Genomic DNA, 21,042 nt, shown 5'->3' on the forward strand with positions numbered 1-21,042 from the left:
TTCACTGACCAGTGGCAATATTACGCAAGGCTCAGGTGGGAAGTGCCCGGGCCTCTGCAAACGACAGCAATCTGCGGCTTTTCTCATCCCAAAGGTGCAGTCGCGCGCAGCGGAAGCTTTCCCAAAGCGTAATGCGTCTGGTCTGTGCCAGGACGTCGTGATCCTTGACTACGTCGTGTAAACGGTAAAACGGGATGCGGCTGGCCAGGTGATGCACATGGTGGACTCCGATGTTCCCGGTGATCCAGCGCAGGATGCCGGGCAGAGCGTAGTGCGAACTGCCGTGAAGGGACGCGTCCCGGATGTTCCAGTCTTCCTCGTGCCGCCAGCTGGTTTCCTCAAACTGATGCTGCACGTAGAAAAACCACATGCCGGCTATTGCGGCCAGAAGCATCGTCGGCAGGAAGACGAACAGCATTACCTCCCAACCGCCCAGCAAGACAATCACTGTCAGAGTGAGGCCTATGGCAGCGTTTGTCGCCATCGCACTCAACCAGTAGCGCCAGCCGGACCGCATCAGATGGACGGGCAGCCGGTTGTGCAGAAAGAACGTGTAAAACGGCACCACCCCGAACAGGAAAACCGGATGGCGTAACAGGCGGTAAAGCGTACGGCCGGGCCATCCCTTCCCGCGGTACTCTCTGACTGTCAGCACCGGCAGGTCTCCGATGCCCCGCCGGTCCAGGTTTCCGCTCGTGGCGTGGTGGATCGCGTGGGTCTTGCGCCAGACGTCGTAGGGTGTCAGCGTGATAACGCCGATCACGCGACCGATCCAATCGCACAGACGCCGGTCGCGGAACAGGGAACCATGTCCGCAGTCGTGCTGGATTATGAACAGCCGGAGCAGGAAGGCTGCATTCGCCAACGCGAGAGCCAGTGCCAACACGGTGCTGATCGAGAGCACCCACCAGGCAACCGCCCATATTGCCACGAAAGGCACGAGCGTGACCGTCAGTTCGAAAATGCTGCGGGAGGGGATTGGCTGCCGGTACTTCATCAGGGTTCGTGTCCAGTCTGATGCGGTCAGCTGCGCCTCTTCCTGTCTCGGACCGGTTACACCGGAGGGGTATCCCGCGCCGGGTGCCCCACCCGTGACGGGCAAGGGTCCTGGCTGGACCCGCGCTTGCCGCGCGGTCGATGCAGATCCGGCATTCTGCTTGTCAGGTTGGATGCCGCCCGGCATGTCCTGCTGGCCGGGCTGTTGGCCCCGTGCATTATTCAAGTTGGACGAAAACGGCATGGACGATATTTATCTCGCTGAAATTATGTGTCATCCCGGCGGCCTCCGAACGGAGTTCCCGCCAGCAATGATCCGGTTGATGAGAACCGCCACGGCCCGATGCGCCTCTATCTCTCCATCAGTTGCAGCTGCGTTTTCATGCGTCTTTGCAGCATCGCGAAGGATGCCCATGATCTCGCGTTCAGCGAGGAGCTTGTGATCGTTCATCGCCAGCAGCATGGACTCGCAGATTGCGAGGGCCGCCATTCCCGAGAAGTCCTGCTCGCTACGCATTTTATGGCTTCCTTCCAGGTAACGGTTAAAGTAGCGCGCGACCGGGCGGCCTCGCTTATCACAAGCATCTTCGCAGAAAAAAGGCTAAGCTGGGCTAACCGAAAGCAGTCTCTGCACGATTGCGTCTGGAGCTTTTCCGGCTTGAGAGGCCCTGATGACGGATATCTTAGAAAGCCCGCTGACACGGAAGCTGCAAGTCTTCGTCGCCTTGTCTGACGACGAATTGGACGTTTTGAAGCGTTTGCATCTGCGCCGCCGGTCCTTCACGGCGGGGCGTGATCTCGTGCATCAGGGGCAGTCTGATCAGGCCGCTTACATTCTGGCTGCCGGCTGGGTTTGTTCCTACAAGCTTCAGCCGGACGGAACCCGCCAGATTGTGGACTTCCAGATACCAGGGGACTTTCTTGGATTGCGCAGCGTGCTGTTGCGCACCTCCGACCACAGTTTCGAGCCGGTCACGGACATTCAGGCGGTGGAGGTTCTGGCGGACGACCTTCTGGATGCACTCACGAAAACCCCTCGCCTGGCGGCAGCCTTTCTTTGGGCAGCATCACGGGACGAAGCCATGGTGGTCGAGCATCTCGTTGGAGTTGGCCGACGCGCCGCGGATGCGCGCATGGCGCATTTTCTTCTGGAACTGGGGGCAAGGCTGAAGTTGGTCGGAATGGGGAGCAAGGAAGGGTACGCCTGCCCATTGACACAGTATCATCTTGCTGATGCACTCGGCCTAAGCGCTGTCCATGTGAACCGTGTTTTGCGGAAGCTTCGCGAAAGCGGTCTGCTGACCTTTCAGGACGGCCGCGTGACGTTCGACGACTATGACGGATTGGTGGGCTTTTCGGGTTTCGATCTGGCGTATCTGGATCAGACCGACCCACTTTTGAAATGAAGGAGGCCGCCCTTCGCTAAACTTGGGGCGGCCTGATTTTCTTCTAAGACGAGATAAGTCAGCTAATCGCTTTTGCAGCCGCGTCGAGTTCCCTGTTCGTCTCGCCGTAGTTATTCGCCTCGTGCGCTTTCTCGGCAGCCTGGTAGTGTTCCAGCGCCCGATCCTTTCTGGGACCGGCAGGCGCTTTGTCACAAGCTGCTTTGACCGAGGTCATCTTCTCGGTGGCATTGGTTTGTTCAGGTGTCATTAGAATGTCCTTTCCTGGACATTCCGAGAGTAGGAGACGCTGGGCAATGCGGCTCGTTTCAAGAACCGCACGCTTCACGCGCTTCTATTTCGCTCGGAACTGAGTGCCGCCGGAGATTCGGCAGGCACGAATATATGTACTCATCTTCTCCGCTCCGCTGCACTGACGCAGGTTAGCCTGGGACACTCGAAAGTTGTACTGTCCGCTTGGGCATCGGCTGTAGTGGTCAAGTTCTGGTTCTGAATCCAGACCCCAGGGGCCGGTTCACATGTCAATAAGTTCGTTAGAGGTTTCGCCCCAAGGTGAAGATTCATCCTGCTGGAGTCAGGTGGTGGGGGTTTGCTGATGTGACAGCCGCAGCCACCGACCGTTGTCCAGAAAATATGTGGACGCGCAGAGCGCCTCATAGATTGGTGAACCCGACTTTTCAGCGAATACGCGATAGGCGAGCACGGCAATGGCTCCTTGCCGGATTTGGCTGCGGTCTTTCATTTCCACGGTTCGCCAGCCCGTGTTTTTCTTCATATGCTCCAGAATCTGTCCGCCCTGAAGGATGCCTGGCGGATAGGGAAGTATCATCACTGCATTTTTTGCAGTCACCGTGCGAGCGCTGTCCGCGCCGCTGGTCCAGTGCCGCGCCTCCAGATCCCAGAGGATTGCATTGTCATGACCGGGTAGACCGCCCTGCCTGCGATCGCCGTCCTGTGCTTTGCCCAAGGTCATTGGCCCGTTCCCGGAGTGCCCGCGAGTATTAATTGCACAATCAGAAAGAAGATCGTCAGTACCACCCAAATCAATCCAGACAAATTTGCCGGCCGGTTTTCCACACCACCAGAAACAGCCCTTAAACGCTTGCGGCGTTTGGGAAGAAGACGGGTCAGTTCTCGCGCGACCGATCTGTAATCCTGTTTGAGTTCGGGCACGTCACGGAATTGCGACAACAGCATCTCCAGTCGCGAACCAGCGGCCTCTTCCTCCAAAGCGGCAAGCGCGGCTGCCTCTTCCCAAGGTTCGAGTTCTAGCCTTGCAAGGGCCGAAAGTACCGTAACAGCATTGCCTTTCCGGTCCTCACCAACGAAGGCTTGCAAAAACCGATCGAACTCAGGGCTGTGCGGGTAAAGAATGCCACCTGCGGGCATCACCACTTCCTCCTTTTCAGTGCTTTCGGACCTTGGGAGCGAACGTGCCGACTGATCGGGGCCTCCTCTGGCAAGATCAAAATGTTTCGGATTGTTTCGATCATACCCGCGTCGCCTGGAGTACGCGCTGATGCAGATCAGCCGGTGTCCAAACCTCTGAAGTCAAACATCAGGGCAGCTCCAGGGTTCGCCAGCGCGGCCCGGGTCCCGGCGGCGCTAACATGGGTCAGCGCGTACCGCCCGGTTCTGGGATATAAGTATGATGACCGTAAAGTTCGGTTGCCACTGTGCAATCGGTATGCTGCAGCCAAGGCAGTGCGGAAGGCACGTATACATCGCGGAGACCGGAGATGGCGCTGCGTTCAATCAGATCCACCGTGACCTTCCCGCGCCCGTTTACCCTATCCGGATATTCGGACGAGCTGCCTGCCGGTGAATACGAAGTATTGGTTGAGGAAGAACTTATCGAGACGCTGAGTTTCCCGGCTTACCGCAGAACAGCGATTTTCCTGACCATAAACGGCAAAGGGCGTTCGCTGGGCCGAACAGAAATGCGGCCAATTTCCTGGACCGACCTGGAAAAGGCTCTTGGCCGCGGCATTCAATATGACATCTGAAGATAGCGAGGCGGCGCTTTGCCGCTGGAGGAACTACGATGAACACTCCCGAATGGCTTAAACCCGGCCTCTACGGCGCCGTCATCGGCGCGGTACTTGTCAGTGTAGCTGGATTTTCTTGGGGCGGCTGGGTAACCGGCCGAACCTCGAACGACAGGTCCGTGGCTATGGCCCGTGAACATGTTGCCACCGCATTGGTGCCAGTCTGTCTGGACATGGCCCGATCCGATCCGGAACGGGCTGCCAAGATGGCGGCGATCCGGGCAGCCTCTACCTTCCGGCAGCGAGAGGCCCTCATGGCGGCTGGCTGGGCGACGGTACCAGGCACAGAGACCCCGAACCGGGACATCGCGCAAGCCTGCCTTGCAGCCCTTGACGTAGACAAGTCACCGGAGCGTCCGGAAAACACGATCACTGAAGGATGAGCAGCGCCATGTCACCACAACTGACTGAAACAACCGATCTTGAACGGCGCGTTCTAGCCCATGAACGGGTTCTCCAGTCGCTCATTGCTTACATGTCGCACACGGAACCGCGTTTTCTTGAGCACCTGAAGAAGCGTTTTGTTGAGCCGATGGCCATGGTGCGGCACGAGCATGACCACCGGAACGCGGATGACTACGCGGAGGAGTTTATTCGCGCCGTGATGGCCCTTGGAGAAACGCAATTGCCAAAGACAGTGAGCTCCAGCGTACTCGTTAAGCCATTGCACCAACCGGAAAAGAGACAAACTTCGGCACACCCCTATTATCCCACTGCGCAAGCTGATCGTGTCTGTGTCAGAGAGAGGAATGGGATTTGGGAGGTCAAGGTGGATGGCGTGTTCCACGGAGACTACCACGACAAGGGCATTGCTCTGGCAGCCGCAGCTTTGGCGCGCTTGTCGCTTTGATGAGAGGACTTCTCCTATGAACGAGCTAGTCAGAAAGTCCATTGCGGTTTTCGCCCGGCCTTTCAGTGTGCCTGGCTTCGACGAGACGCTTCCGGCAGGAGAGTACGATATTGAAACGGAACTGTGTTCACCGCCCGACCATCTGCACCCGGAAGCCTGGAAAGCATCTGTAGCGGTGAGACTGCATTCTCGGGCATCCCACCCCGGCCTGACGAGAACCTTGGCGGTTTCACTGGCCGACCTCGATGATGCCCTGGCAAAGGACAAGCTGACCGGAAAAGATCTGGCCGAAATTTTCCTCGAAGAAATGCTGGCAGACCCGATGGTTCGGCTGGTGATGGAGGCCGACGGTGTTTCCGAGATGCAGCTTCGGCATCTCTACGCGGGCGGGCGCGCATCTCAGGCGGACAAAGAGGCACGGGATGCGGATACAGCAGGTACATCGCCACAAGAAAACTCACAAATACAGGCTGCGGAGAACGAAGGAATGCCGACACAGAGGGAATAAGACACGTGGATCCACCCCGCGGACCGCCAGAGTCTGCGCCGGGTGCCGGTTCGCACGAGCAAGGGAGAAAACGATATGCCCGAACAGAACGGCGGCCCGGAAGACCGTGGGCCATGGCAAAGCAAACAGAAGAGCAATCCTCCCGAGATTGACGATCTTCTTCGTCAAGGCCGCGACCGCCTGAGCGGATTACTCCCTGAAGGGCGGCCGCCAGTGAGAGGGGTACTGGTTGCAGGAGCGATAGTCTTGGCGGCGGTTGCAGCCTGGTCTTCTTATTACACAGTCCCGAGCGACTCGGTCGCCGTTGTCCAGCGTTTCGGCAAATACACTGCTGAGGTTCCGCCTGGCCTGCATTTCAAATTCCCGTTTGGCATCGACGTTGCCACACTGGTGCCCGTAAAACGGCAGCTGAAGCAGGAATTCGGATTCACCACGCCGGGCAGGAGTGATCCCTTCCAAAGCCCGTCAGACGGCCGACGTGAAACCGAAATGGTTACGGGAGATCTGAACGCCGCGCTTGTGGAATGGGTGGTGCAGTATCGGATCTCGGACCCCCTGAAGTTCCTGTTCGAGGTACGCGAGCCAAGCGCGACTTTGCGCTACGTCTCTGAGTCCGTGATGCGCGAGGTCGTTGGAGACCGCACGGTTGACGAGGTCATCACCATCGGCCGGCAAGAGATCGAGAGCGAGGCACTTTTTAAGATGCAGGCTCTGTCCACGAAATACGCCATGGGCATCAGCATTGACCAGGTGCAGCTGAAAAACATCAACCCGCCGGGACCCGTTCAGGCGTCGTTTAATGAGGTCAACCAGGCCCAGCAGGAAAAGGAACGCCTGATCAATGAGGCGCGCCGCGAATATAACAAAGTCATTCCGCTGGCCGAGGGCGAGAAAGATCAGCGGATCCGCGAGGCCGACGGCTATCGCCTGAAACGGATCAACGAGGCGGAAGGCGACGCCGCGCGGTTCACCGCGCTTTTGGCCGAATACGTCAAGGCACCAGAGGTCACGAGGCGGCGGATATACATAGAGACACTGCAGGATGTTCTGCCCACAATCCTGTCAAAAATCATTGTCGAAGGATCGACTGCGAGCATCCTGCCGCTTTTGAACCTCGACAGGCTTCAGGAGGATCCGTCATGAACATCAGACTGGGTCTCATTGCAGGGATTGCGGCTGCAGTTGGCGTGATTGCCTCCGGTTCCCTCTACACAGTTGGCGAAGTCGAACAGGCTATTATCACCCAATTCGGCAAACCCGTGGGAGAACCAGTTATAACGGCCGGTTTAAAGCTGAAGCTGCCCATCGTTCAGGAAGTCAACCGGATCGACCGCCGGGTTCTTGAGTGGGATGGCAATCCGTCCGACATGCCCACCAAGGACAAGCTCTACATCTCCGTCGATCTTTTCGCCCGCTGGAAAATCACCGACCCATTGCAATATTTCCTGCGGCTGCGCGATGAGCGCAGCGCGCAATCCCGACTAGACGATATTCTCGGCAGCGAAACCCGCAATGCCGTCGCCAAACACGAGTTGATAGAGATTATCCGGACTACGAAAGGCCGGATCCCGCTGCGGGACACGCTTCTAACCGATGAGGAGCGTGCGCAGGACATAGGTTCTCTGGTTCCTATCCAGAAAGGCCGCGCTCTTGTGGAACAGGAGATTTTCGCAGCCGCCTCAGAGAAGGTTCGTGTATTTGGGATCGAGCTTCTCGATATCCGTTTCAAGCGGATCAATTACAATGAGAGTGTGCGTCCGAAGATCTATGACCGCATGATCTCCGAGCGTCGCCAGATCGCTGAACGTTTTCTTTCCGAAGGCAATGGCGAAGCCGCGCGAATTCGCGGCAACCGGGTTCGCGATCTGAACAAGATACAATCTGAAGCGTATCGCGCCGTCGAGGAAATCCGCGGCGTGGCTGACGCCTCGGCGGCTGCGATCTACGCAAATGCCTACAACATCGACGCCCAAGCAGCCGAATTCTATGCGTTTACCCGGACAATGCAGGCCTACAAGGACATGATTTCAGGCGGAACGACGCTGGTCCTGACAACCGATAGCGAACTTTTCAGGTTTCTGAGAGGAATGGAGGCCGGAGAGCCGGCCGAGAGCACGTCTTCTCCCTGTCCCGGCCTGACGGCTGCGGCCGAACGCTGATGAATCGGAGAACAAAGAGATGACGGAAGAACCGGTGGATTTAGACGAAACGCGAAGCGCCGAACGCCAGATTGCGACCGACACCCGATGCCGCAAACGCGGTGTTTGGGAGCAGACGCCATCCACACCATCCGCGTTTAATAGGTTCAAAGTTTTGGGTTTTCGGCACGTGCATCCGCCGCAAACGCAAAAGTCCAGTTTGTCCGTTGAAATCACCCCGCGTCTTATCGGTACGCATACAGTTCTGGAATTGCATCAGATTTAGGACCCTTGAGGGCGTGACGCAGGTCTTTTGACCCAACTACGAGACCATCACAATGCAGTCGGTCGGTCTGTGACATGCAAACGTATTGAGAGAAACCAACCTGAAAGGAATTCAGATGTCGAAAGGTGACAAGAGGCGCGGCAACCGCGAAGTTAAAAAGCCAAAGAAAGCAAAGGAAAAAATCGTGGCGACGGCCGATTTCTCAAAGGGTCAGAAGCCGGTCAAGATAGGGAGTAAGAAAAAGTAATTTCGATAGTCGCAAGACGAAGATTGCAACCAAGGCGGAGCGTGCAGGATTCGCGTCTTCAGGAAGGGATGGAGACATGGGCAATGGCCGCAACTCCGGCCCATGGTATCCGAAGGCCATTGGAGCGCCGCTTTGGCATGTTTCGCAATTTGGTTTCCGAAGTTTCTGATCCATTCCCGGATTGTTCCATACCTCACTATAACGATGCGTTCGGATTCGTCCCAGAGCGCGAGGCTTGTGCAGCGCAAGCTATCGCGGAGAGTGATGCGCCGGGTGTTGGCAAGGACGTCATGACCTCGTAGGACCTCGGGAAGACGATAGAACGGGATACGGCTGGCCAGATTATGAACATGGTGAACTCAGACTTTCCCGGTGATCCAGCTCAGCATTCCGGGCAGTGCATAGTGTGAACTGCCTTCAAGCGCCGCATCCTGAATGCTCCAATCATTTTCCCGCTGCCAACTGGTATCCTCGAACTGGTGCTGCAGGTAAAAGAACCACATGCCAGCAATTGCAGCGAGGAGCATCGTCGGTAGAAACGCGAACAACAGGACGTACAAGTACCCGGCCGCGTGATCTAAGATTGGAGCGAGAAGTTACCGCTGATAATAATCTCGTTGATCAATTTGGCGACTGCCGAATGGGTTTCTAGCTCTAATTCCGAACCATTGGCACACTCGTGAGTCACGGCAGCATCGCGCAAAACCCCGACGATCTCACGTTCGTGAAGAAGATTGAGATCGTTTAAGGCAAGTAGAAGAGCCTCGCAGATCGAGAGTGCAGCCATGCCTGCGGGATCTTGGTGGTCTGACATTGGGGTCATTCATTTAAAAGTCATTGGGGTCGTGACCAGGCGAGGTGGTGATGGTTTTTCTATTGTCACATGAGTTTTGGTATTTTGGACTGATCGAAAGTAGCCTCAATACCAAATTCTTCGTAGAGTCTTTGCAGGCTCGGGGAAATCCAACGATGAACACCAACACCAGCCCGCTAACACAGAAACTCTCGGCATTTGTTGCCTTGGCCGAGGCGGAACTGGCCGTTCTGGAACAATTGCACCAGCGGAGGAGAACCTTTGAGGCTGGCCGAGATCTTGTTCATCAGGGACAATCGGAACAGGCTGCCTATATCCTCGCCGCAGGCTGGGTTGTTTCATATAAGATTCAGCCTGACGGATCACGCCAAATCGTCGATTTCCAGATTCCAGGGGATTTCCTTGGGCTGCGCAGCGTTTTGTTGCACACTTCAGACCATGGCATTGAGCCGATTGTTAATATCGAAGCCGCCGAGGTTCTGGCGAGCGATCTTTTGCAAGCCTTCGCAGAGACACCTCGGCTTGCCACTGCAATTTTATGGGCCGTGTCACGCGACGAAGCGATGGTTGTCGAACATCTTGTCGGGCTTGGGCGGCGTGATGCGGATGCGCGCATGGCACATTTCCTACTGGAACTTGGAGTCAGGCTGTCGCTTGTGGGGATGGGCAGCAAGAAAGGCTATGACTGCCCGCTCACACAGTACCATCTTGCCGATGCGCTGGGATTGAGCGCCATTCACGTCAACCGCGTCCTGCGCAAACTCAGGGAGGACGAGTTGGTTACATTTCGGGATGGGTTTGTGACGTTCAATAACTATGAGGGTCTGGTTAAACTGGCGGATTTCGATCCAGCGTATCTGGATCAGAAGCGGCCGCTTCTGGCCTGATTGGGTCTTACAATCTGGTTTTGGACGATCCTGCTTACATCTCCAACGCGTGTCGTTACATCAGCGCCCGACTGGCTTCCTTGAGTTCCTTGTGAGCCTCTTCGTCATTTTCTGCTTCGTGGGCACTTTCAGCGGCCTGATAGTGTTTCATTGCCGTCGCCTTTTTGGGCCCATCAGGTGCTTTGTCCCAAGCGGCCTTGACGGAGGCCATGTGCTTGACGGTGTGGTTTTCCTGACTTTGGTCTTCATCATTCATTGGAATGTCCTTTCCTGGACGGTCCGAGAATAAGAAGCACGAGACTCATACAGCTCTTTTGGGGAGCTCCATGTTCCCCGCGCTCCTCAGGTACTCAAAAAAATGCCAACCAAATACACAGCTGACACATGTCACCTAACAGGTTTGAGAGCGCCTTCGTACTGACGCAGGTTAGCCCGCTTGAGCCAGATAAAAGATCCGCGCAAGTATCAGAGCGCCCATAAGTGAAATCAGCATCCAATAGATCGGGATCCGGGGGCCGGTATACTTTATTGTCTCAGGCAATTTCGAAACGCGATGCGACACGCGCTTAGGTAACAAGGCCACCAACTTTGTCGCCACACTGCCGCTCGCATGATCAAGCGTGGGTACATCTCTGACTGTTGAAAGATGCGCTTTCAGCCGGGCATGCGATGCATCTCGGCCCAGAAGTGTAAGCTCACGAGCCTCGGTCCAAGGCTCGAGCTCGAGACGCGCAAGGGCTGACAAAACCGTGACTGTTGCACCGGTTTTGTCTTCACCCACTTCTGCAAGCAGGAAAGGGTCGTAGTCTGAGCCATCCGGGCGAAGAACATCTGATACAGACATGATTTTTCCTTTCGGACTACGGGAGCGACGCTCGACAAAAATCGTTGGGACAAAGATACCGACCAACCCGTTGGATACCGCATTCAATATTGCTTGATTGCTGCAAGGCGCAAAGACTTGCATCCGCCTGGATGCGCCACCTTCTAGCCCCGATTGTCGGGAGTGAGGCTGTTGCACACATCCTGACAGTAAAGAACCTGATGGGTACTAACTTCGATCAGCATAAAGCCCGTGAGTTGGGAATAATATAGCCCTAAGTTCTGTGACTTGACGGGTCATCTGGACTGATGCGGCCGACCATGGTCGGTACCGGAAATCCAGCGATCAATTCAACGGAGGTATGGGATGCTCACGCGTTCGATCAGGTCAAAGGTGACGTTCACCAATGCCTTCAGGTTGGGAAACAGCGACATCGTGTTTCCGGCTGGCGCGTATGAAATTCTCTTCGAGGAGGAGTTGCTGCAAGGCGTCAGCTTTGAGGCTTACCGACGCACCGCGACCTACCTGATGGTCAGGGGTCGAGGGAGTCATGCCGGTCAAACAACGATGCACATGACAACACAAAAGGATCTGGAGCACGCCATTGCCTGCGACTAGGCCCGTTGTGAAACAATTCAACATAGCGAAGCGGCGCTTTCTCCGCTGGAGGACTTGATATGACCAATCCTGAATGGCTGAAACCTGGTATGTATGGCGCGCTACTCGGCGCGGTGTTTGTCGGCGTCGTTGGATTTTCTTGGGGCGGCTGGATGACTGGCGGAAGCGCGAACAAGTTGGCAAGCGAAATGGCGCGGGACCAGGTGATCGCGGCGCTCGTGCCAATTTGCCACGACATGTCCCGCACGGATAATCAGCGTTTAGCAAAGCTCGCGACGATCCAGGCAGCCACGTCGTACAAGCGACGCGACGCCGTGATGGATGCGGGTTGGGCAACCATGCCTGGTTCCGATTCTCCGAACCGCGATCTCGCCAAAGCGTGCATAGAAGGGCTGAACCTTGATGCATCTTAATATGATTGCGTCAAGGCCGCCCTCGTCAATTCACACTGGTTTGCTACGGTCAGTGGGATGTTTAGATTTCAACTGGAAAGCGACCATGGAACCTGTTCGACCCTTGATGTTAGAAAGCGGGATACCGATGGAAGCAGTCTGAAATTTCCCTCAGGTACAATCTACCGCGGCGCAACAAGCGATCACACCGGCTCAGCCAAACTCACCGGGCCCGTCAGACGAGAAATGAAAATAGGCATGAACTACAACGCTCTTATGGGGGCAATAAACGCGCCGGATGTCGCGAGAATTCGACTATGCAAGGAAAACTTGCCAAAACTAACGGGGATAGCGAAGCCTGCCTAAATTTGAAGTTGTTGTAACTTCTCAACTAGCGCTCCGCGGTCCGATACCGAGCGTCATGTGCTGATTTGCTTGGCAACGCGCCGTAGTAAATCGGCCCTTCAAACCCCATATACTGATAGGCTACGTGCGAATTTTCGGGTCTGACCGACGCACCGAGGTCTCAGTGGAAAATCCGAAATCGATTGGGATCAAGTCTTTCAATGACCTGGCTATTAGAGCGTTTCGGTCTGAACTTGAGTCGCGGGGGATTCCCTTGAGACGTCAGATGTGATTCATCCTGTTTGGGAGGATGGATCATGTCAGCACCTTTGCCAGCGGCGCTTCGAACGCGGTTTCAGAGACTGATTGAGGAAGGGTTAAGCGGGCGCGCGGCGGCGTTGCGTCTGAAGGTGTCACCTGCCACTGGCGCACGATGGGCACATCAGGTGAGGACCAAGGGCCATGCGGAACCGGCGCCCCAGGGGCCGCCGCGCGGCAAGGGAAAGCTGGCACCACACCAAGCCTTCCTCGAGGAACTGGTCGCGCAGGACCCCGACATCACGCTCTTTGAGTTGCGCGATGCACTGGCCGATGCCGAGGGCGTGCGGGTGCATCATTCCTCCATCGCCAACCTGCTGTCCCGGCTCGGGTTCACGTACAAAAAAAGTCGCTGGTCGCCACCGAGCGCCGTCGCGCCAGGGTAAGGCAGCAGCGCGCCGATTGGTTCAGACATCGGCTGCCTGCCATTGCGGCCTTGCCCGAACGCGTTGTCTTCATTGACGAAACGGCCGTGAAGACCAATCTGACTCGTCTGCGCGGCAGGGCGCAGCGGGGTGAACGCCTGACAATGGACGCACCCTTTGGCAGCTGGGGCACGCAAACGCTGATCGCGGGTCTGACCCCGGACGCGCTGATCGCGCCATGGGTCATCAAGGGCGCGATGGATGGCCCCGCGTTTTCCACCTATATCCGCGAAGTGCTGGTCCCCGAGATCGCTCCCGGCACCGTCGTCATCCTCGATAACCTCGCGACCCACCGGAACAAGGAAGCGACACAGGCCTTGCGCGACCACGGCTGCTGGTTCCTCTACCTGCCACCATACTCGCCTGACCTGAATCCCATCGAACAGGCCTACTCAAAACTGAAAGCCCACCTGCGACGGGTCAGGGCGAGGAGCTTCATAGAAGTCTTCGAGGCCATTGGAGCAATCTGCGATCTCTACGACCCAGCAGAGTGCTGGAACTACTACAACGCTGCCGAATATGTCTCAGGTTAATATCGAAACGCTTTAGGTCTGCCGTCCTGCTGAACCGTCGAATAAGGAAACCGACAATCATGGCGGCAAAGGCCGGTTCAGCCAATCTCGAAAAACCCCGGGAGTCGCGCCGGAGCGGGCTGGCGAGCCCTACCTGGCCCTTAATCGAAAGGACCACCGCAATGGATGACCAATTCAGCAAGACCATCGCAGTTTTCGACTGGCCATTCACAGTGCCCGGTTTTGCAGAAACGCTCCCCGCCGGCGAGTATGAAATCGAGACCGAACTCGCCTCGCCTCCGGATCACCAAGACCCTGAAGCTTGGAAGGCCTCGGTTGTTGTCCACCTGCATCCACGCATTTCCCATCCGGGATTAGCCCGGAGCCTAACCGTTTCATTGATTGATCTCGACAATGCCCGCGCGAAGGACAAGCTTTCAGGAAGAGAGCTGTCTGATGTTTTTCTGGAAGAAATGCTGGCAGACCCAATGGTGCAGCTTGTGATGCAGGCCGATGGGGTATCCGAGGCCCAATTGCGGCATCTTTACTCGGGTTCGCGGACAACGCGGGAGAATATCGATCTCGTTGACCAAAGTCCCTAAGACGATACCCCGCAAGTTTTTTCGCAGGACAGCTCTGAAGTTCAGAACGCCGAAAATGAAGGGATGCCATGCCAACAGTCCACTTCGCCTATACCCGAATGAAGTTGAAGTAGCGAATGCCTGAATCAACGAAACGCGAGGAACTGATGCAAAAGAAGAAGGAACTCATCGTCTCGGACCCGCCAAAGCGTGCGCTTGCAGATGCGCCCAGACGCGACACTTCCAAGCAGAAGACCGCGCCGATCGACCCAGAGCACAGCATGGCGACAAGCCGTTCGAAGCCGGGCCGGGCCTGGCAGCCGCTGGCTGATACACCAAGATCGTCGTCGATGACATCAATCCCGGCAAAGCCATAGCCACGGGCCATCTCGACAAGATCGTATTGCCGGCGCTGGCTTTCGAGGTTCGTCATGACCTGACTCTGTGTCGACTGGCGCACGTAGATCACAGCCTGACGCTTCAGCAGCTCCGGTAGAAACGTGAGGGCCATGTCATTCATCGCTTTGCCCTCCCGGACCGGTTCTTGCCGCGGTCAGGAGCACCTGGGCCAGCGCTGTCACGATCGAACGGTATTCCGGTTCCGTCAGCAACACCGGCTGTGTCAAAGGCAGTGGCAACTGGGTTGGTGTCAGGATCTCGCGATGCTTCATTCGGGGCCTCCATGGGTGAATCGTCACCCTTGAAGCCTCGCCGAAAACCAAGGTGCCCGAGAACCGAATGAAGTTCGAAAAGCGCATCCGCGGACGCCAATGGTGCGCCAAGCTCGAAACCCTGACAAACTGAAGCATCCAGAATCCACGCAGGCGCGAGGATCGCAATACCTGGATCGCGCTCGAGCCCGACATGTTGGCCATCACCGCGATTGAGCGTCCGGAAAACCTTCACGTCCGCGCCAAAATAGGCATGCCATCGACAATAGGGATCCAGCTTGCTCGGTCGTGCGGGGGTCTTGAATTTCGGCTCTACTGCGCCCTCACGCAGATACTTTTTGATGGTATTGCGAGACAGCCCAGTGCGCCGTGAAATCTCGCGAATTGGCATTTTGTCACGCAATGCCCAACGTCGTATGACACTCAAAAATCCCATGTCGATCACTCCAAATCTCCCCAAACGAAACCGTCGGGGCAAGTTGTTCACATGGGTCAATTCTCAGTGAAAATTTTGGGGCCTACCGGGTCACTTCTCAGCGGAAATCAACATTATCGACGAGAGAAGCTACGAGACCTCATTCAACAAACGCTGAACGCCGAGAAAGGCGTATAAGAAATGAGCAAATGAACAGGCCCTTTTCCCGGCGCCAAAGAGCGCTGAATACTGTCTGTGCGAGATAGTAAGCTAGTTCTGACTTATGTTTGTGGACCCGCCATTGGGCGGACTCCACCATTTTGTGCAGCCTGCCAACTTCAAACTCCTTAGCGCGCCTGCCCACCCGCTTTCAAGATCATCGGGCGGCAAGAAGTGGCGTACAAAAAGAAATAGGGGGATTTGCGTTGCGACTCCTAGCACTAGATATCCGACCGTACGCTTAGTTACCTAAGAACTATGCACGTGGACAACTGTAGGCTTGTCGGGATCTGATTTGCCTTTCCAGTGAGGTCGTCGAAAAACCATTTTGCCGTTTCTCGCCAAGAACATATGACCACGTACCAAATGCCTGACAGGTCCCCTTCGACGTCCAGTAGAAACTTTTTCAGTTGGCTCCCCAGAGTATAGCTTTTCAACGGTTTTGTCAGAGATCTTTAATTTAACTACGTTGATTACCCGGGGTTCGCTGTCTTTTTGTATGGTTGGTCTTCGTCTGGTTCTTTGCTTTACAAGGCCAGCAAAGACAGGCTTCTCTTGCCGAACGACGGCGTCTCCATCATTGGCCAACAAAATGGCCAACATGGCTGCGATGTTGGAAATCTCTCCACTTAGATCCTCAGGGTCGTTATGGTATAGCTCCTCTGCTGTGAACGGATTGCTCTTCGTTAGTTCGTTTACGTAACTTCTTCCTGTCTCGCTAAGTGAGATTTCTTCCATCATGGCAGTGTTGTAGACCCAAGTTGCAAAACTTAGTTTCTTTTTGTGAGGAACCCTTAGAAAATCTCGGTCTGTTGGCCCAAACAAGTCCTTAAAATTATCGCTAAGGTCTTGATGACCGCTGTTATATCGCCGCCAGAGTTCCTCGGGTGTAATGAACGAAGGTTTGTTCCTGACATCGATTACACCGTCGTAGCAATTGAGACCCAAGCGCCAGAACTCAAACAATGCCCTTTCCTCCAACTTAGTTCTCCTCACCGCGTATGAGGCCTCCATGGTTTCCTTGGCAAATGCACGAGCCCACCGAGACTCCTCGTGCGAGACCGGCAAATTCCAGCATACCGAGTACTTTGCCAGACCAGGTGCGAGAACCTTGACCCGAACCCCAACCCGGTTCGCGATTGCTTCTCCGGGAAGCACGTCTTGAGGAATGTGTTCGCGCAAAGGATTTAGGAGAAGGTTCCTTTCACGCCCGCCAGCTTCTAGAAAAAAAGTCTTTGGTGCGTCGAAAACCGAAAGCAGTACTTTGCGGAGGCCCTCAGGGTCTCTGATCCTAAGATCTGAGGCCATGGATAGAGCGGAACCTTCGAAGAAGTAGGATTCTGCACTCTCCGTGACATCCCTCGCAAAGCTCAAGACGTGACTCAGATGGTTTGGAGGGAGCACCGCCTTATCCGCGTCTGACATTCGAGTGATATAGCCAAGGCTCTCTGTCAAATAGTTTGTCATTAAACGACCGCTCCAACTTGAAGTTCAATCAAACCAACTGGCTTGTTTAGCCAAAGCCCGTTTAGCCCAAAAGGCTTAATCACCAATCCAGCAAAGCCACTATTTACAGCCAGCCTTGAAGCCTGAGAGTTTCTTTGGGCCCGGATGTGGGCTCTCGCATGTGAGCGTTGTAGTTTTTCAGTTGCCATTTCTGTCCTGCTCATAACGTTTCGAAGTGACGTCATGATTTCCAACAATCGAGAGGATTTCAATGCCAAAAACTCACATACTGCATTGATTTTATTAATTAAAAAGTTAGTCGCCTTTTCCAAGGATAGCCAAGAATAGTGACAAGAATAGATGCTGAGAGCCAAGGATAGTGAGGTTGCACTTTTGCAACACGCTTGTGCTCTAACCTTTGGTAATAAAGCGAACACCCCATATGCAGCGGCGTTTCTATTCAGCTTGCAGGCCTCTAGACAGTCCACCTGTAAGCTCATATCCAGCACCCATTCGCATTGTACCAACACACATTTTGCACAAATGAACCCATAAAGGAGCGCTTAAGCTTTTGGAAACATCATTTAAAATGAGGCCAAGTGGTACAGAGACGGTACAGGAGCAATTGTAGCGAAATAGAAGCGAAGCCCCATTGAGAATTGTTCTATAAAATTCAATAGATTAAATGGTGCCCGGGGGCGGAATCGAACCACCGACACGAGGATTTTCAATCCACTGCTCTACCCCTGAGCTACCCGGGCACGGGAACGACGTTTGTCGTTGGGTGGAGGCGTTCTATGACTTGCTACCGGCAGTGTCCAGAGGCTTTTTTACATTTTTTCAGTGCGGTCGCATTGTATTGTGTTCGTCCGTATCGCCCTCGGTCTCAGGGTCGTCTTCACGCTGAGACGGGACCGCGTAAGAGCCATTCAGCCACTTGGCCAGATCAATGTCTGCGCAGCGTTTCGAACAGAACGGGCGGAACTTCTTTTGCGTTTCTTCTCCGCAGATCGGGCAGCTCATTTCAGGATCTCAGCGACAGGTAACCGGCTGCGTTTGCGCTGCAACTCGAAATGCCCCAGAGGTGTCCACCCCGCCAATATCGTCTCGTCCGGATCCGACTTGAAGGCGGCACGCAGGGCGGATTCGAACCCTCGGCGGTCTTTCTTGGGCATTGGGGCCAGATCCAGTGTGATCTGCCCTGCCAGCCCACGCACACGCAACGCACGTGGCAAAGCTTTGGCACAAGCGAAGTTGGCTTTTGTTCCTGCCGCCAGCGACGTATCCGCGCCTGTGTTCACATCTACGGCCACTAATGCGCGGGTCGGTTCGATATAGAGGTGTCCGCCTCCGGGTAGAGGTTCGGAGATGCCACGGGCAACATCCAGCGCATCCAGCACACCATGGGTTTCAAAACTGCCGGTTTTAGTCACAACCTCGGCAGGATCGGTCCAGTCGCGCCATGCGAGGATATGCGGGCTGTCACCTTCGCTGAGCAGTTCGACGTCGGACCCCTCGTCGTTCATCACTTGTTCAGCTTGCACAAGCATGGCCGAAATGTCGTCGGCAATGTCACCGGCATCCGCATCCATGCAGCAGGAGCGGAGGATCAACCCGTAGGGGCTGTCGCCCATTTGTTCATGCGCGATTTCAAGCAGTTGATCCCGCCTGTCTTCATCCTTGATGCTGCGCGAGATGTTCAGGCCCGGCGCGTCGGGCGTGACAATGGCAAAGCGACTTTTGAACAGGATACGGTTGGTTACAGGGATGGCCTTGCCGGGCTCGGCATATCCGCCAACCTGCACCAAAAGCGTGGCACCCGGCGCTAACCCTTTGACTTGTCGCAGAAAAGCTGGGCCGTCGGGTGTAACCAGGAACATGCCGCCCTGCCCTTTGACCGGTCGATCGGCACGGGCGCGATAGATGGTGCCGGGCGCGGGTGCGTCGGTGGCGATCAGGAGATCATCAAGCTTTCCGTCGACCATCAATGCCGCGGCTTCGCGGTCTTGGATATGGTCCAGAACGATGGTTCGACCCTTCATGATGCCTCGCTATATAGTGGGTAGCCGATCCCTTGCAGCAAGGCGGCGGTCTCGGACAGGGGCAGCCCCACGATGCCAGTGAACGAGCCCGAAATCCATGGGATGAATGCGCCGGCAGGGCCTTGGATCGCGTAGGCCCCGGCTTTACCCTGCCAATCACCGGTCGCCAGATAAGCGTTGATTTCAACGTCCGACAGGCGTTTGACCTTGACCTGTGAGACGACATCACGTTGCAGGATACGATCCCCGCGCCGAACGGCGACCGAGGTGATCACCCGGTGGCGGCGACCGGACAAAGCGTACAGGAACTCTGCGGCCTGACCCTCATCCTCGGGCTTGCCCAGAATACGCCGCCCCAGTGCAACTGTCGTGTCCGCGCAAAGCGTGATGTCACCGCTATCCGATTGAACTGCCATTACTTTTTCACGCGTAATGCGGCTGCAATAGGGAACAGGAAGCTCACCTTTCAGTGGTGTTTCATCGATATCAGGGGGGCGGATGGCGTCGGGCTGCACGCCAAGCTGCGCCAGCAGGTCCAGCCGCCTTGGGCTGCCTGATCCTAGGATAAACGCCATCTCGGCAGGCGTTATTTGAAGCGGTAGTTGATCCGACCCTTGGTCAGATCGTAGGGGGTCATCTCGACCTGAACCTTGTCGCCGGCCAGAACACGGATGCGGTTCTTGCGCATCTTTCCTGCCGTATGTGCGATGATTTCATGGCCGTTTTCCAGCTCGACCCGAAACGTCGCATTAGGCAGGAGTTCCTTCACGACACCGGGAAATTCGAGCGTATCTTCCTTGGCCATGTTGTCTCCATCATTAGGTTGCGCCCGCAGAATCTGCGGGGATGTGCGCTTAAATGAGCCTATTTTTCCCTTATTTCAAGGGCGGATTCATCTAAAGGGCGGATAATGTGACCGTTTCGACTCGGGCGTCCTGCTCTGGCCAATGGGTCCGGTTCAGCACGTGGCCATCGGCGCGGACCTCGGCGATGGCGGACAGGTCGACATCCGCATAGGTCCAGCCGGGCTGGTTCAGAGTGCCCTCGGCCAGCACTCCGGTGGCTGGAAACCCCTTGTCCGGCGGGCCGAAAACGCCGCCCATGCCGGTGTTCATGTCCACAGCTACGGACCAGCCGTTGGCTCCGACCAGCGATGACATGACTGTAACACATTGATTTTCCAAGGCTCTTGACATTGCCCCGATGCGAACACGCCAATACCCTGACAGCGCTTCGGTGCAGGACGGGACAAGGATCATATCTGCGTCGCTGAGTGCGCGGCCCAGCAGGGGAAACTCGCTGTCATAACAGATCAGAACACCGATTTTACCCAGCGCGGTGTCGAACAGCTTGAGCGGTCCACCCGGCGCAATGTCCCAGTCCTCGCGTTCAAAGCGGGTCATGATCTGCTTGTCCTGATGGTCGCGGCCACCGTCCGGGGCGTAGAACGCGGCGCGGTTCACCGGGCGGCCGGACCCATCCACAACCGGGGCCGATGCACCCAGAATGTACGTTTTGTACGTGCTTGCGAGGCGCGAGTGCAAATTTTGTACATCCTCGAACCGGTCGGAAACCGCGCGGATCGAGCGTTCGAGATCACCCGCCACCTCGGCACCATCGAGCGTCGACACCTCCATCGCGCCGTATTCGGGAAACACCAGCAGCCCGGCCCCCTGCCCGGCAGCTTCGGCAACCCAACGGTCCAGCTTGTCCTCGTACTGCGCCCAGCTGTCGAGCCAGTCGAGATTATACGCTGCGGTTGCGACTTTCATTGATGGAGTCCCCTGAGCCGATGTGTCGAGGCACTAAACCGTGAGAGCCGTCGCGTGTACAGATCAATCTGGTGCTGGGGGATGGGTGAAGGGGGGGAAGAGCCCAAATTGGTCTTTCGATTTTCACAGCCGCGTAGTCGCCGCAGTTCGTGGCAACTCAGATTTTCGATGCCGTGGCACCGCGGAGAAAACCTGCGCCGCGAACTCATGGAGCGTTGGGCGATAGGGTCGCGATAGTTTTTCGGCAGCGCGATCAGCTTCGGTCAGCGGGGATAGGTGATCGGGC

32 protein-coding genes, 1 tRNA gene and 1 pseudogene are annotated in these 21,042 nt (G+C 56.0%); 14 read left to right on the forward strand and 20 right to left on the reverse strand.

Annotated elements, in window-relative coordinates; translation table 11 throughout:
- Positions 1 to 31: 31 nt before the first annotated feature.
- A complete protein-coding gene (locus tag AC2FLU_RS04495) occupies positions 32 to 997 on the reverse strand; it encodes a fatty acid desaturase (RefSeq protein ID WP_496809084.1) in 966 nt (321 codons plus the stop codon).
- Between the two features lie 273 nt (positions 998 to 1,270).
- Entirely contained in the window at positions 1,271 to 1,513 is a 243-nt protein-coding gene (locus tag AC2FLU_RS04500) for a hypothetical protein (RefSeq protein WP_496809062.1), read from the reverse strand.
- Between the two features lie 154 nt (positions 1,514 to 1,667).
- On the opposite strand from AC2FLU_RS04500, the gene AC2FLU_RS04505 reads away from it, so the two are divergent.
- Positions 1,668 to 2,402: a Crp/Fnr family transcriptional regulator gene (locus AC2FLU_RS04505; protein WP_496809061.1), complete on the forward strand. Its 735-nt coding sequence runs from the start codon at positions 1,668 to 1,670 to the stop codon at positions 2,400 to 2,402.
- 58 nt (positions 2,403 to 2,460) lie between these two features.
- Here the strand turns inward: AC2FLU_RS04505 and AC2FLU_RS04510 are convergent, their stop codons facing one another.
- The 3 genes from AC2FLU_RS04510 to AC2FLU_RS04520 all read right to left on the reverse strand — a co-directional run bounded on the left by AC2FLU_RS04510 (position 2,461) and on the right by AC2FLU_RS04520 (position 3,788).
- Positions 2,461 to 2,649 (reverse strand): hypothetical protein, encoded by a 189-nt coding sequence (locus AC2FLU_RS04510; RefSeq protein ID WP_496809060.1) that lies wholly within the window; start codon positions 2,647 to 2,649, stop codon positions 2,461 to 2,463.
- 324 nt (positions 2,650 to 2,973) lie between these two features.
- On the reverse strand, positions 2,974 to 3,372 hold the full coding sequence (locus tag AC2FLU_RS04515) for a hypothetical protein (RefSeq protein ID WP_496809059.1): 399 nt from the start codon (positions 3,370 to 3,372) through the stop codon (positions 2,974 to 2,976).
- Positions 3,369 to 3,788, reverse strand: coding sequence for a hypothetical protein (locus AC2FLU_RS04520; protein ID WP_496809058.1), 420 nt, complete (start codon positions 3,786 to 3,788; stop codon positions 3,369 to 3,371). Before AC2FLU_RS04520 ends, AC2FLU_RS04515 begins: the two co-directional genes overlap by 4 nt.
- Before the next feature lie 350 nt (positions 3,789 to 4,138).
- Between AC2FLU_RS04520 and AC2FLU_RS04525 the strand changes: the two genes are divergently transcribed.
- The 8 genes from AC2FLU_RS04525 (at position 4,139) to AC2FLU_RS04560 (ending at position 8,778) form a co-directional block, all read left to right on the forward strand.
- Positions 4,139 to 4,405 carry a hypothetical protein gene (locus tag AC2FLU_RS04525; protein WP_496809057.1) on the forward strand — a complete coding sequence of 89 codons (267 nt, stop codon included), beginning with the start codon at positions 4,139 to 4,141 and terminating at the stop codon, positions 4,403 to 4,405.
- A gap of 38 nt (positions 4,406 to 4,443) precedes the next feature.
- Positions 4,444 to 4,830 (forward strand): hypothetical protein, encoded by a 387-nt coding sequence (locus AC2FLU_RS04530; RefSeq protein WP_496809056.1) that lies wholly within the window; start codon positions 4,444 to 4,446, stop codon positions 4,828 to 4,830.
- Positions 4,831 to 4,838: 8 nt separating this feature from the next.
- The gene (locus AC2FLU_RS04535) at positions 4,839 to 5,297 is read left to right on the forward strand and encodes a hypothetical protein (RefSeq protein WP_496809055.1); all 459 of its coding nucleotides are present in this window, start codon (positions 4,839 to 4,841) and stop codon (positions 5,295 to 5,297) included.
- A gap of 16 nt (positions 5,298 to 5,313) precedes the next feature.
- Entirely contained in the window at positions 5,314 to 5,805 is a 492-nt protein-coding gene (locus AC2FLU_RS04540; protein ID WP_496809054.1) for a hypothetical protein, read from the forward strand.
- A gap of 75 nt (positions 5,806 to 5,880) precedes the next feature.
- Positions 5,881 to 6,948 carry an FtsH protease activity modulator HflK gene (hflK, locus tag AC2FLU_RS04545; protein WP_496809053.1) on the forward strand — a complete coding sequence of 356 codons (1,068 nt, stop codon included), beginning with the start codon at positions 5,881 to 5,883 and terminating at the stop codon, positions 6,946 to 6,948.
- Complete coding sequence (gene hflC / locus AC2FLU_RS04550) at positions 6,945 to 7,964, forward strand: protease modulator HflC (RefSeq protein WP_496809052.1); 1,020 nt, start codon at positions 6,945 to 6,947, stop codon at positions 7,962 to 7,964. Before hflK ends, hflC begins: the two co-directional genes overlap by 4 nt.
- 380 nt (positions 7,965 to 8,344) lie before the next feature.
- A complete protein-coding gene (locus AC2FLU_RS04555) occupies positions 8,345 to 8,476 on the forward strand; it encodes a hypothetical protein (RefSeq protein ID WP_268952749.1) in 132 nt (43 codons plus the stop codon).
- An 83-nt stretch (positions 8,477 to 8,559) separates the two neighbouring features.
- Positions 8,560 to 8,778 carry a hypothetical protein gene (locus tag AC2FLU_RS04560; protein ID WP_496809051.1) on the forward strand — a complete coding sequence of 73 codons (219 nt, stop codon included), beginning with the start codon at positions 8,560 to 8,562 and terminating at the stop codon, positions 8,776 to 8,778.
- Between the two features lie 57 nt (positions 8,779 to 8,835).
- On the opposite strand, the gene AC2FLU_RS04565 is transcribed toward AC2FLU_RS04560, so the two are convergent.
- Together AC2FLU_RS04565 and AC2FLU_RS04570 are read right to left on the reverse strand one after the other, a co-directional pair.
- On the reverse strand, positions 8,836 to 9,036 hold the full coding sequence (locus AC2FLU_RS04565) for a hypothetical protein (protein ID WP_496811882.1): 201 nt from the start codon (positions 9,034 to 9,036) through the stop codon (positions 8,836 to 8,838).
- A 17-nt stretch (positions 9,037 to 9,053) separates the two neighbouring features.
- Entirely contained in the window at positions 9,054 to 9,290 is a 237-nt protein-coding gene (locus tag AC2FLU_RS04570; protein WP_480606776.1) for a hypothetical protein, read from the reverse strand.
- A 155-nt stretch (positions 9,291 to 9,445) separates the two neighbouring features.
- On the opposite strand from AC2FLU_RS04570, the gene AC2FLU_RS04575 reads away from it, so the two are divergent.
- Positions 9,446 to 10,177: a Crp/Fnr family transcriptional regulator gene (locus tag AC2FLU_RS04575; protein WP_496809049.1), complete on the forward strand. Its 732-nt coding sequence runs from the start codon at positions 9,446 to 9,448 to the stop codon at positions 10,175 to 10,177.
- Positions 10,178 to 10,232: 55 nt separating this feature from the next.
- On the opposite strand, the gene AC2FLU_RS04580 is transcribed toward AC2FLU_RS04575, so the two are convergent.
- Together AC2FLU_RS04580 and AC2FLU_RS04585 are read right to left on the reverse strand one after the other, a co-directional pair.
- On the reverse strand, positions 10,233 to 10,433 hold the full coding sequence (locus AC2FLU_RS04580) for a hypothetical protein (RefSeq protein ID WP_480606770.1): 201 nt from the start codon (positions 10,431 to 10,433) through the stop codon (positions 10,233 to 10,235).
- Between the two features lie 171 nt (positions 10,434 to 10,604).
- Positions 10,605 to 11,021, reverse strand: coding sequence for a hypothetical protein (locus AC2FLU_RS04585; protein WP_496809048.1), 417 nt, complete (start codon positions 11,019 to 11,021; stop codon positions 10,605 to 10,607).
- A 345-nt stretch (positions 11,022 to 11,366) separates the two neighbouring features.
- On the opposite strand from AC2FLU_RS04585, the gene AC2FLU_RS04590 reads away from it, so the two are divergent.
- The 4 genes from AC2FLU_RS04590 to AC2FLU_RS04605 all read left to right on the forward strand — a co-directional run bounded on the left by AC2FLU_RS04590 (position 11,367) and on the right by AC2FLU_RS04605 (position 14,212).
- The gene (locus AC2FLU_RS04590; protein WP_480606764.1) at positions 11,367 to 11,618 is read left to right on the forward strand and encodes a hypothetical protein; all 252 of its coding nucleotides are present in this window, start codon (positions 11,367 to 11,369) and stop codon (positions 11,616 to 11,618) included.
- Between the two features lie 59 nt (positions 11,619 to 11,677).
- Positions 11,678 to 12,031 carry a hypothetical protein gene (locus AC2FLU_RS04595; RefSeq protein ID WP_176865328.1) on the forward strand — a complete coding sequence of 118 codons (354 nt, stop codon included), beginning with the start codon at positions 11,678 to 11,680 and terminating at the stop codon, positions 12,029 to 12,031.
- A gap of 641 nt (positions 12,032 to 12,672) precedes the next feature.
- Positions 12,673 to 13,631 (forward strand): IS630 family transposase gene (locus AC2FLU_RS04600; RefSeq protein WP_496809047.1). Its coding sequence is split into 2 segments (ribosomal slippage): positions 12,673 to 13,014 and positions 13,017 to 13,631, totalling 957 coding nucleotides; the frame shifts between segments, so codons are not numbered across the junction.
- Between the two features lie 161 nt (positions 13,632 to 13,792).
- Complete coding sequence (locus AC2FLU_RS04605; protein ID WP_496811883.1) at positions 13,793 to 14,212, forward strand: hypothetical protein; 420 nt, start codon at positions 13,793 to 13,795, stop codon at positions 14,210 to 14,212.
- An 88-nt stretch (positions 14,213 to 14,300) separates the two neighbouring features.
- Here the strand turns inward: AC2FLU_RS04605 and AC2FLU_RS04610 are convergent, their stop codons facing one another.
- The 11 genes and pseudogenes from AC2FLU_RS04610 to AC2FLU_RS04660 all read right to left on the reverse strand — a co-directional run bounded on the left by AC2FLU_RS04610 (position 14,301) and on the right by AC2FLU_RS04660 (position 20,756).
- Positions 14,301 to 14,711, reverse strand: a complete 411-nt coding sequence (locus tag AC2FLU_RS04610; RefSeq protein WP_496809045.1) for a recombinase family protein — start codon at positions 14,709 to 14,711, stop codon at positions 14,301 to 14,303.
- Complete coding sequence (locus AC2FLU_RS04615) at positions 14,704 to 14,862, reverse strand: hypothetical protein (RefSeq protein WP_496809085.1); 159 nt, start codon at positions 14,860 to 14,862, stop codon at positions 14,704 to 14,706. The genes AC2FLU_RS04610 and AC2FLU_RS04615 overlap by 8 nt, the downstream gene beginning before the upstream one ends.
- 265 nt (positions 14,863 to 15,127) lie before the next feature.
- Positions 15,128 to 15,298: pseudogene (locus tag AC2FLU_RS04620) on the reverse strand (helix-turn-helix domain-containing protein); the annotation flags it as partial.
- 447 nt (positions 15,299 to 15,745) lie between these two features.
- Entirely contained in the window at positions 15,746 to 16,963 is a 1,218-nt protein-coding gene (locus AC2FLU_RS04625; RefSeq protein WP_496811884.1) for a hypothetical protein, read from the reverse strand.
- Positions 16,963 to 17,442, reverse strand: a complete 480-nt coding sequence (locus AC2FLU_RS04630) for a hypothetical protein (RefSeq protein ID WP_496811885.1) — start codon at positions 17,440 to 17,442, stop codon at positions 16,963 to 16,965. The genes AC2FLU_RS04625 and AC2FLU_RS04630 overlap by 1 nt, the downstream gene beginning before the upstream one ends.
- 186 nt (positions 17,443 to 17,628) lie before the next feature.
- A tRNA-Phe gene (locus AC2FLU_RS04635) sits at positions 17,629 to 17,703 on the reverse strand.
- Between the two features lie 79 nt (positions 17,704 to 17,782).
- Positions 17,783 to 17,965 carry a DNA gyrase inhibitor YacG gene (locus AC2FLU_RS04640; RefSeq protein WP_480520993.1) on the reverse strand — a complete coding sequence of 61 codons (183 nt, stop codon included), beginning with the start codon at positions 17,963 to 17,965 and terminating at the stop codon, positions 17,783 to 17,785.
- Positions 17,962 to 18,984: a ribonuclease E/G gene (locus AC2FLU_RS04645; RefSeq protein ID WP_496715736.1), complete on the reverse strand. Its 1,023-nt coding sequence runs from the start codon at positions 18,982 to 18,984 to the stop codon at positions 17,962 to 17,964. The genes AC2FLU_RS04640 and AC2FLU_RS04645 overlap by 4 nt, the downstream gene beginning before the upstream one ends.
- On the reverse strand, positions 18,981 to 19,559 hold the full coding sequence (locus AC2FLU_RS04650; RefSeq protein ID WP_496809031.1) for a Maf family protein: 579 nt from the start codon (positions 19,557 to 19,559) through the stop codon (positions 18,981 to 18,983). Before AC2FLU_RS04650 ends, AC2FLU_RS04645 begins: the two co-directional genes overlap by 4 nt.
- Before the next feature lie 11 nt (positions 19,560 to 19,570).
- Complete coding sequence (gene infA, locus AC2FLU_RS04655) at positions 19,571 to 19,789, reverse strand: translation initiation factor IF-1 (protein WP_005978431.1); 219 nt, start codon at positions 19,787 to 19,789, stop codon at positions 19,571 to 19,573.
- A 91-nt stretch (positions 19,790 to 19,880) separates the two neighbouring features.
- On the reverse strand, positions 19,881 to 20,756 hold the full coding sequence (locus AC2FLU_RS04660; protein WP_496809030.1) for a carbon-nitrogen hydrolase family protein: 876 nt from the start codon (positions 20,754 to 20,756) through the stop codon (positions 19,881 to 19,883).
- Positions 20,757 to 21,042 lie beyond the last annotated feature (286 nt).

Source organism: Ruegeria sp. SAZD013 (assembly GCF_059612525.1).

What these genes read in the sequence shown, in the direction of transcription:
- AC2FLU_RS04610 (WP_496809045.1), bottom strand. Translation starts at nt 14,711, where the DNA reads ATGAATGACATGGCCCTCACGTTTCTACCGGAGCTGCTGAAGCGTCAG.
- AC2FLU_RS04645 (WP_496715736.1), bottom strand. Translation starts at nt 18,984, where the DNA reads ATGAAGGGTCGAACCATCGTTCTGGACCATATCCAAGACCGCGAAGCC.
- AC2FLU_RS04500 (WP_496809062.1), bottom strand. Translation starts at nt 1,513, where the DNA reads ATGCGTAGCGAGCAGGACTTCTCGGGAATGGCGGCCCTCGCAATCTGC.
- AC2FLU_RS04570 (WP_480606776.1), bottom strand. Translation starts at nt 9,290, where the DNA reads ATGTCAGACCACCAAGATCCCGCAGGCATGGCTGCACTCTCGATCTGC.
- AC2FLU_RS04615 (WP_496809085.1), bottom strand. Translation starts at nt 14,862, where the DNA reads ATGAAGCATCGCGAGATCCTGACACCAACCCAGTTGCCACTGCCTTTG.
- AC2FLU_RS04585 (WP_496809048.1), bottom strand. Translation starts at nt 11,021, where the DNA reads ATGTCTGTATCAGATGTTCTTCGCCCGGATGGCTCAGACTACGACCCT.
- AC2FLU_RS04575 (WP_496809049.1), top strand. Translation starts at nt 9,446, where the DNA reads ATGAACACCAACACCAGCCCGCTAACACAGAAACTCTCGGCATTTGTT.
- AC2FLU_RS04520 (WP_496809058.1), bottom strand. Translation starts at nt 3,788, where the DNA reads ATGCCCGCAGGTGGCATTCTTTACCCGCACAGCCCTGAGTTCGATCGG.
- AC2FLU_RS04595 (WP_176865328.1), top strand. Translation starts at nt 11,678, where the DNA reads ATGACCAATCCTGAATGGCTGAAACCTGGTATGTATGGCGCGCTACTC.
- AC2FLU_RS04650 (WP_496809031.1), bottom strand. Translation starts at nt 19,559, where the DNA reads ATGGCGTTTATCCTAGGATCAGGCAGCCCAAGGCGGCTGGACCTGCTG.
- AC2FLU_RS04510 (WP_496809060.1), bottom strand. Translation starts at nt 2,649, where the DNA reads ATGACACCTGAACAAACCAATGCCACCGAGAAGATGACCTCGGTCAAA.
- infA (WP_005978431.1), bottom strand. Translation starts at nt 19,789, where the DNA reads ATGGCCAAGGAAGATACGCTCGAATTTCCCGGTGTCGTGAAGGAACTC.
- AC2FLU_RS04555 (WP_268952749.1), top strand. Translation starts at nt 8,345, where the DNA reads ATGTCGAAAGGTGACAAGAGGCGCGGCAACCGCGAAGTTAAAAAGCCA.
- AC2FLU_RS04590 (WP_480606764.1), top strand. Translation starts at nt 11,367, where the DNA reads ATGCTCACGCGTTCGATCAGGTCAAAGGTGACGTTCACCAATGCCTTC.
- AC2FLU_RS04605 (WP_496811883.1), top strand. Translation starts at nt 13,793, where the DNA reads ATGGATGACCAATTCAGCAAGACCATCGCAGTTTTCGACTGGCCATTC.
- hflC (WP_496809052.1), top strand. Translation starts at nt 6,945, where the DNA reads ATGAACATCAGACTGGGTCTCATTGCAGGGATTGCGGCTGCAGTTGGC.
- AC2FLU_RS04640 (WP_480520993.1), bottom strand. Translation starts at nt 17,965, where the DNA reads ATGAGCTGCCCGATCTGCGGAGAAGAAACGCAAAAGAAGTTCCGCCCG.
- AC2FLU_RS04630 (WP_496811885.1), bottom strand. Translation starts at nt 17,442, where the DNA reads ATGAGCTTACAGGTGGACTGTCTAGAGGCCTGCAAGCTGAATAGAAAC.
- AC2FLU_RS04525 (WP_496809057.1), top strand. Translation starts at nt 4,139, where the DNA reads ATGGCGCTGCGTTCAATCAGATCCACCGTGACCTTCCCGCGCCCGTTT.
- AC2FLU_RS04625 (WP_496811884.1), bottom strand. Translation starts at nt 16,963, where the DNA reads ATGACAAACTATTTGACAGAGAGCCTTGGCTATATCACTCGAATGTCA.
- AC2FLU_RS04660 (WP_496809030.1), bottom strand. Translation starts at nt 20,756, where the DNA reads ATGAAAGTCGCAACCGCAGCGTATAATCTCGACTGGCTCGACAGCTGG.
- AC2FLU_RS04505 (WP_496809061.1), top strand. Translation starts at nt 1,668, where the DNA reads ATGACGGATATCTTAGAAAGCCCGCTGACACGGAAGCTGCAAGTCTTC.
- AC2FLU_RS04515 (WP_496809059.1), bottom strand. Translation starts at nt 3,372, where the DNA reads ATGACCTTGGGCAAAGCACAGGACGGCGATCGCAGGCAGGGCGGTCTA.
- AC2FLU_RS04580 (WP_480606770.1), bottom strand. Translation starts at nt 10,433, where the DNA reads ATGAATGATGAAGACCAAAGTCAGGAAAACCACACCGTCAAGCACATG.
- AC2FLU_RS04560 (WP_496809051.1), top strand. Translation starts at nt 8,560, where the DNA reads ATGGCCGCAACTCCGGCCCATGGTATCCGAAGGCCATTGGAGCGCCGC.
- AC2FLU_RS04535 (WP_496809055.1), top strand. Translation starts at nt 4,839, where the DNA reads ATGTCACCACAACTGACTGAAACAACCGATCTTGAACGGCGCGTTCTA.
- AC2FLU_RS04495 (WP_496809084.1), bottom strand. Translation starts at nt 997, where the DNA reads ATGAAGTACCGGCAGCCAATCCCCTCCCGCAGCATTTTCGAACTGACG.
- AC2FLU_RS04540 (WP_496809054.1), top strand. Translation starts at nt 5,314, where the DNA reads ATGAACGAGCTAGTCAGAAAGTCCATTGCGGTTTTCGCCCGGCCTTTC.
- AC2FLU_RS04530 (WP_496809056.1), top strand. Translation starts at nt 4,444, where the DNA reads ATGAACACTCCCGAATGGCTTAAACCCGGCCTCTACGGCGCCGTCATC.
- hflK (WP_496809053.1), top strand. Translation starts at nt 5,881, where the DNA reads ATGCCCGAACAGAACGGCGGCCCGGAAGACCGTGGGCCATGGCAAAGC.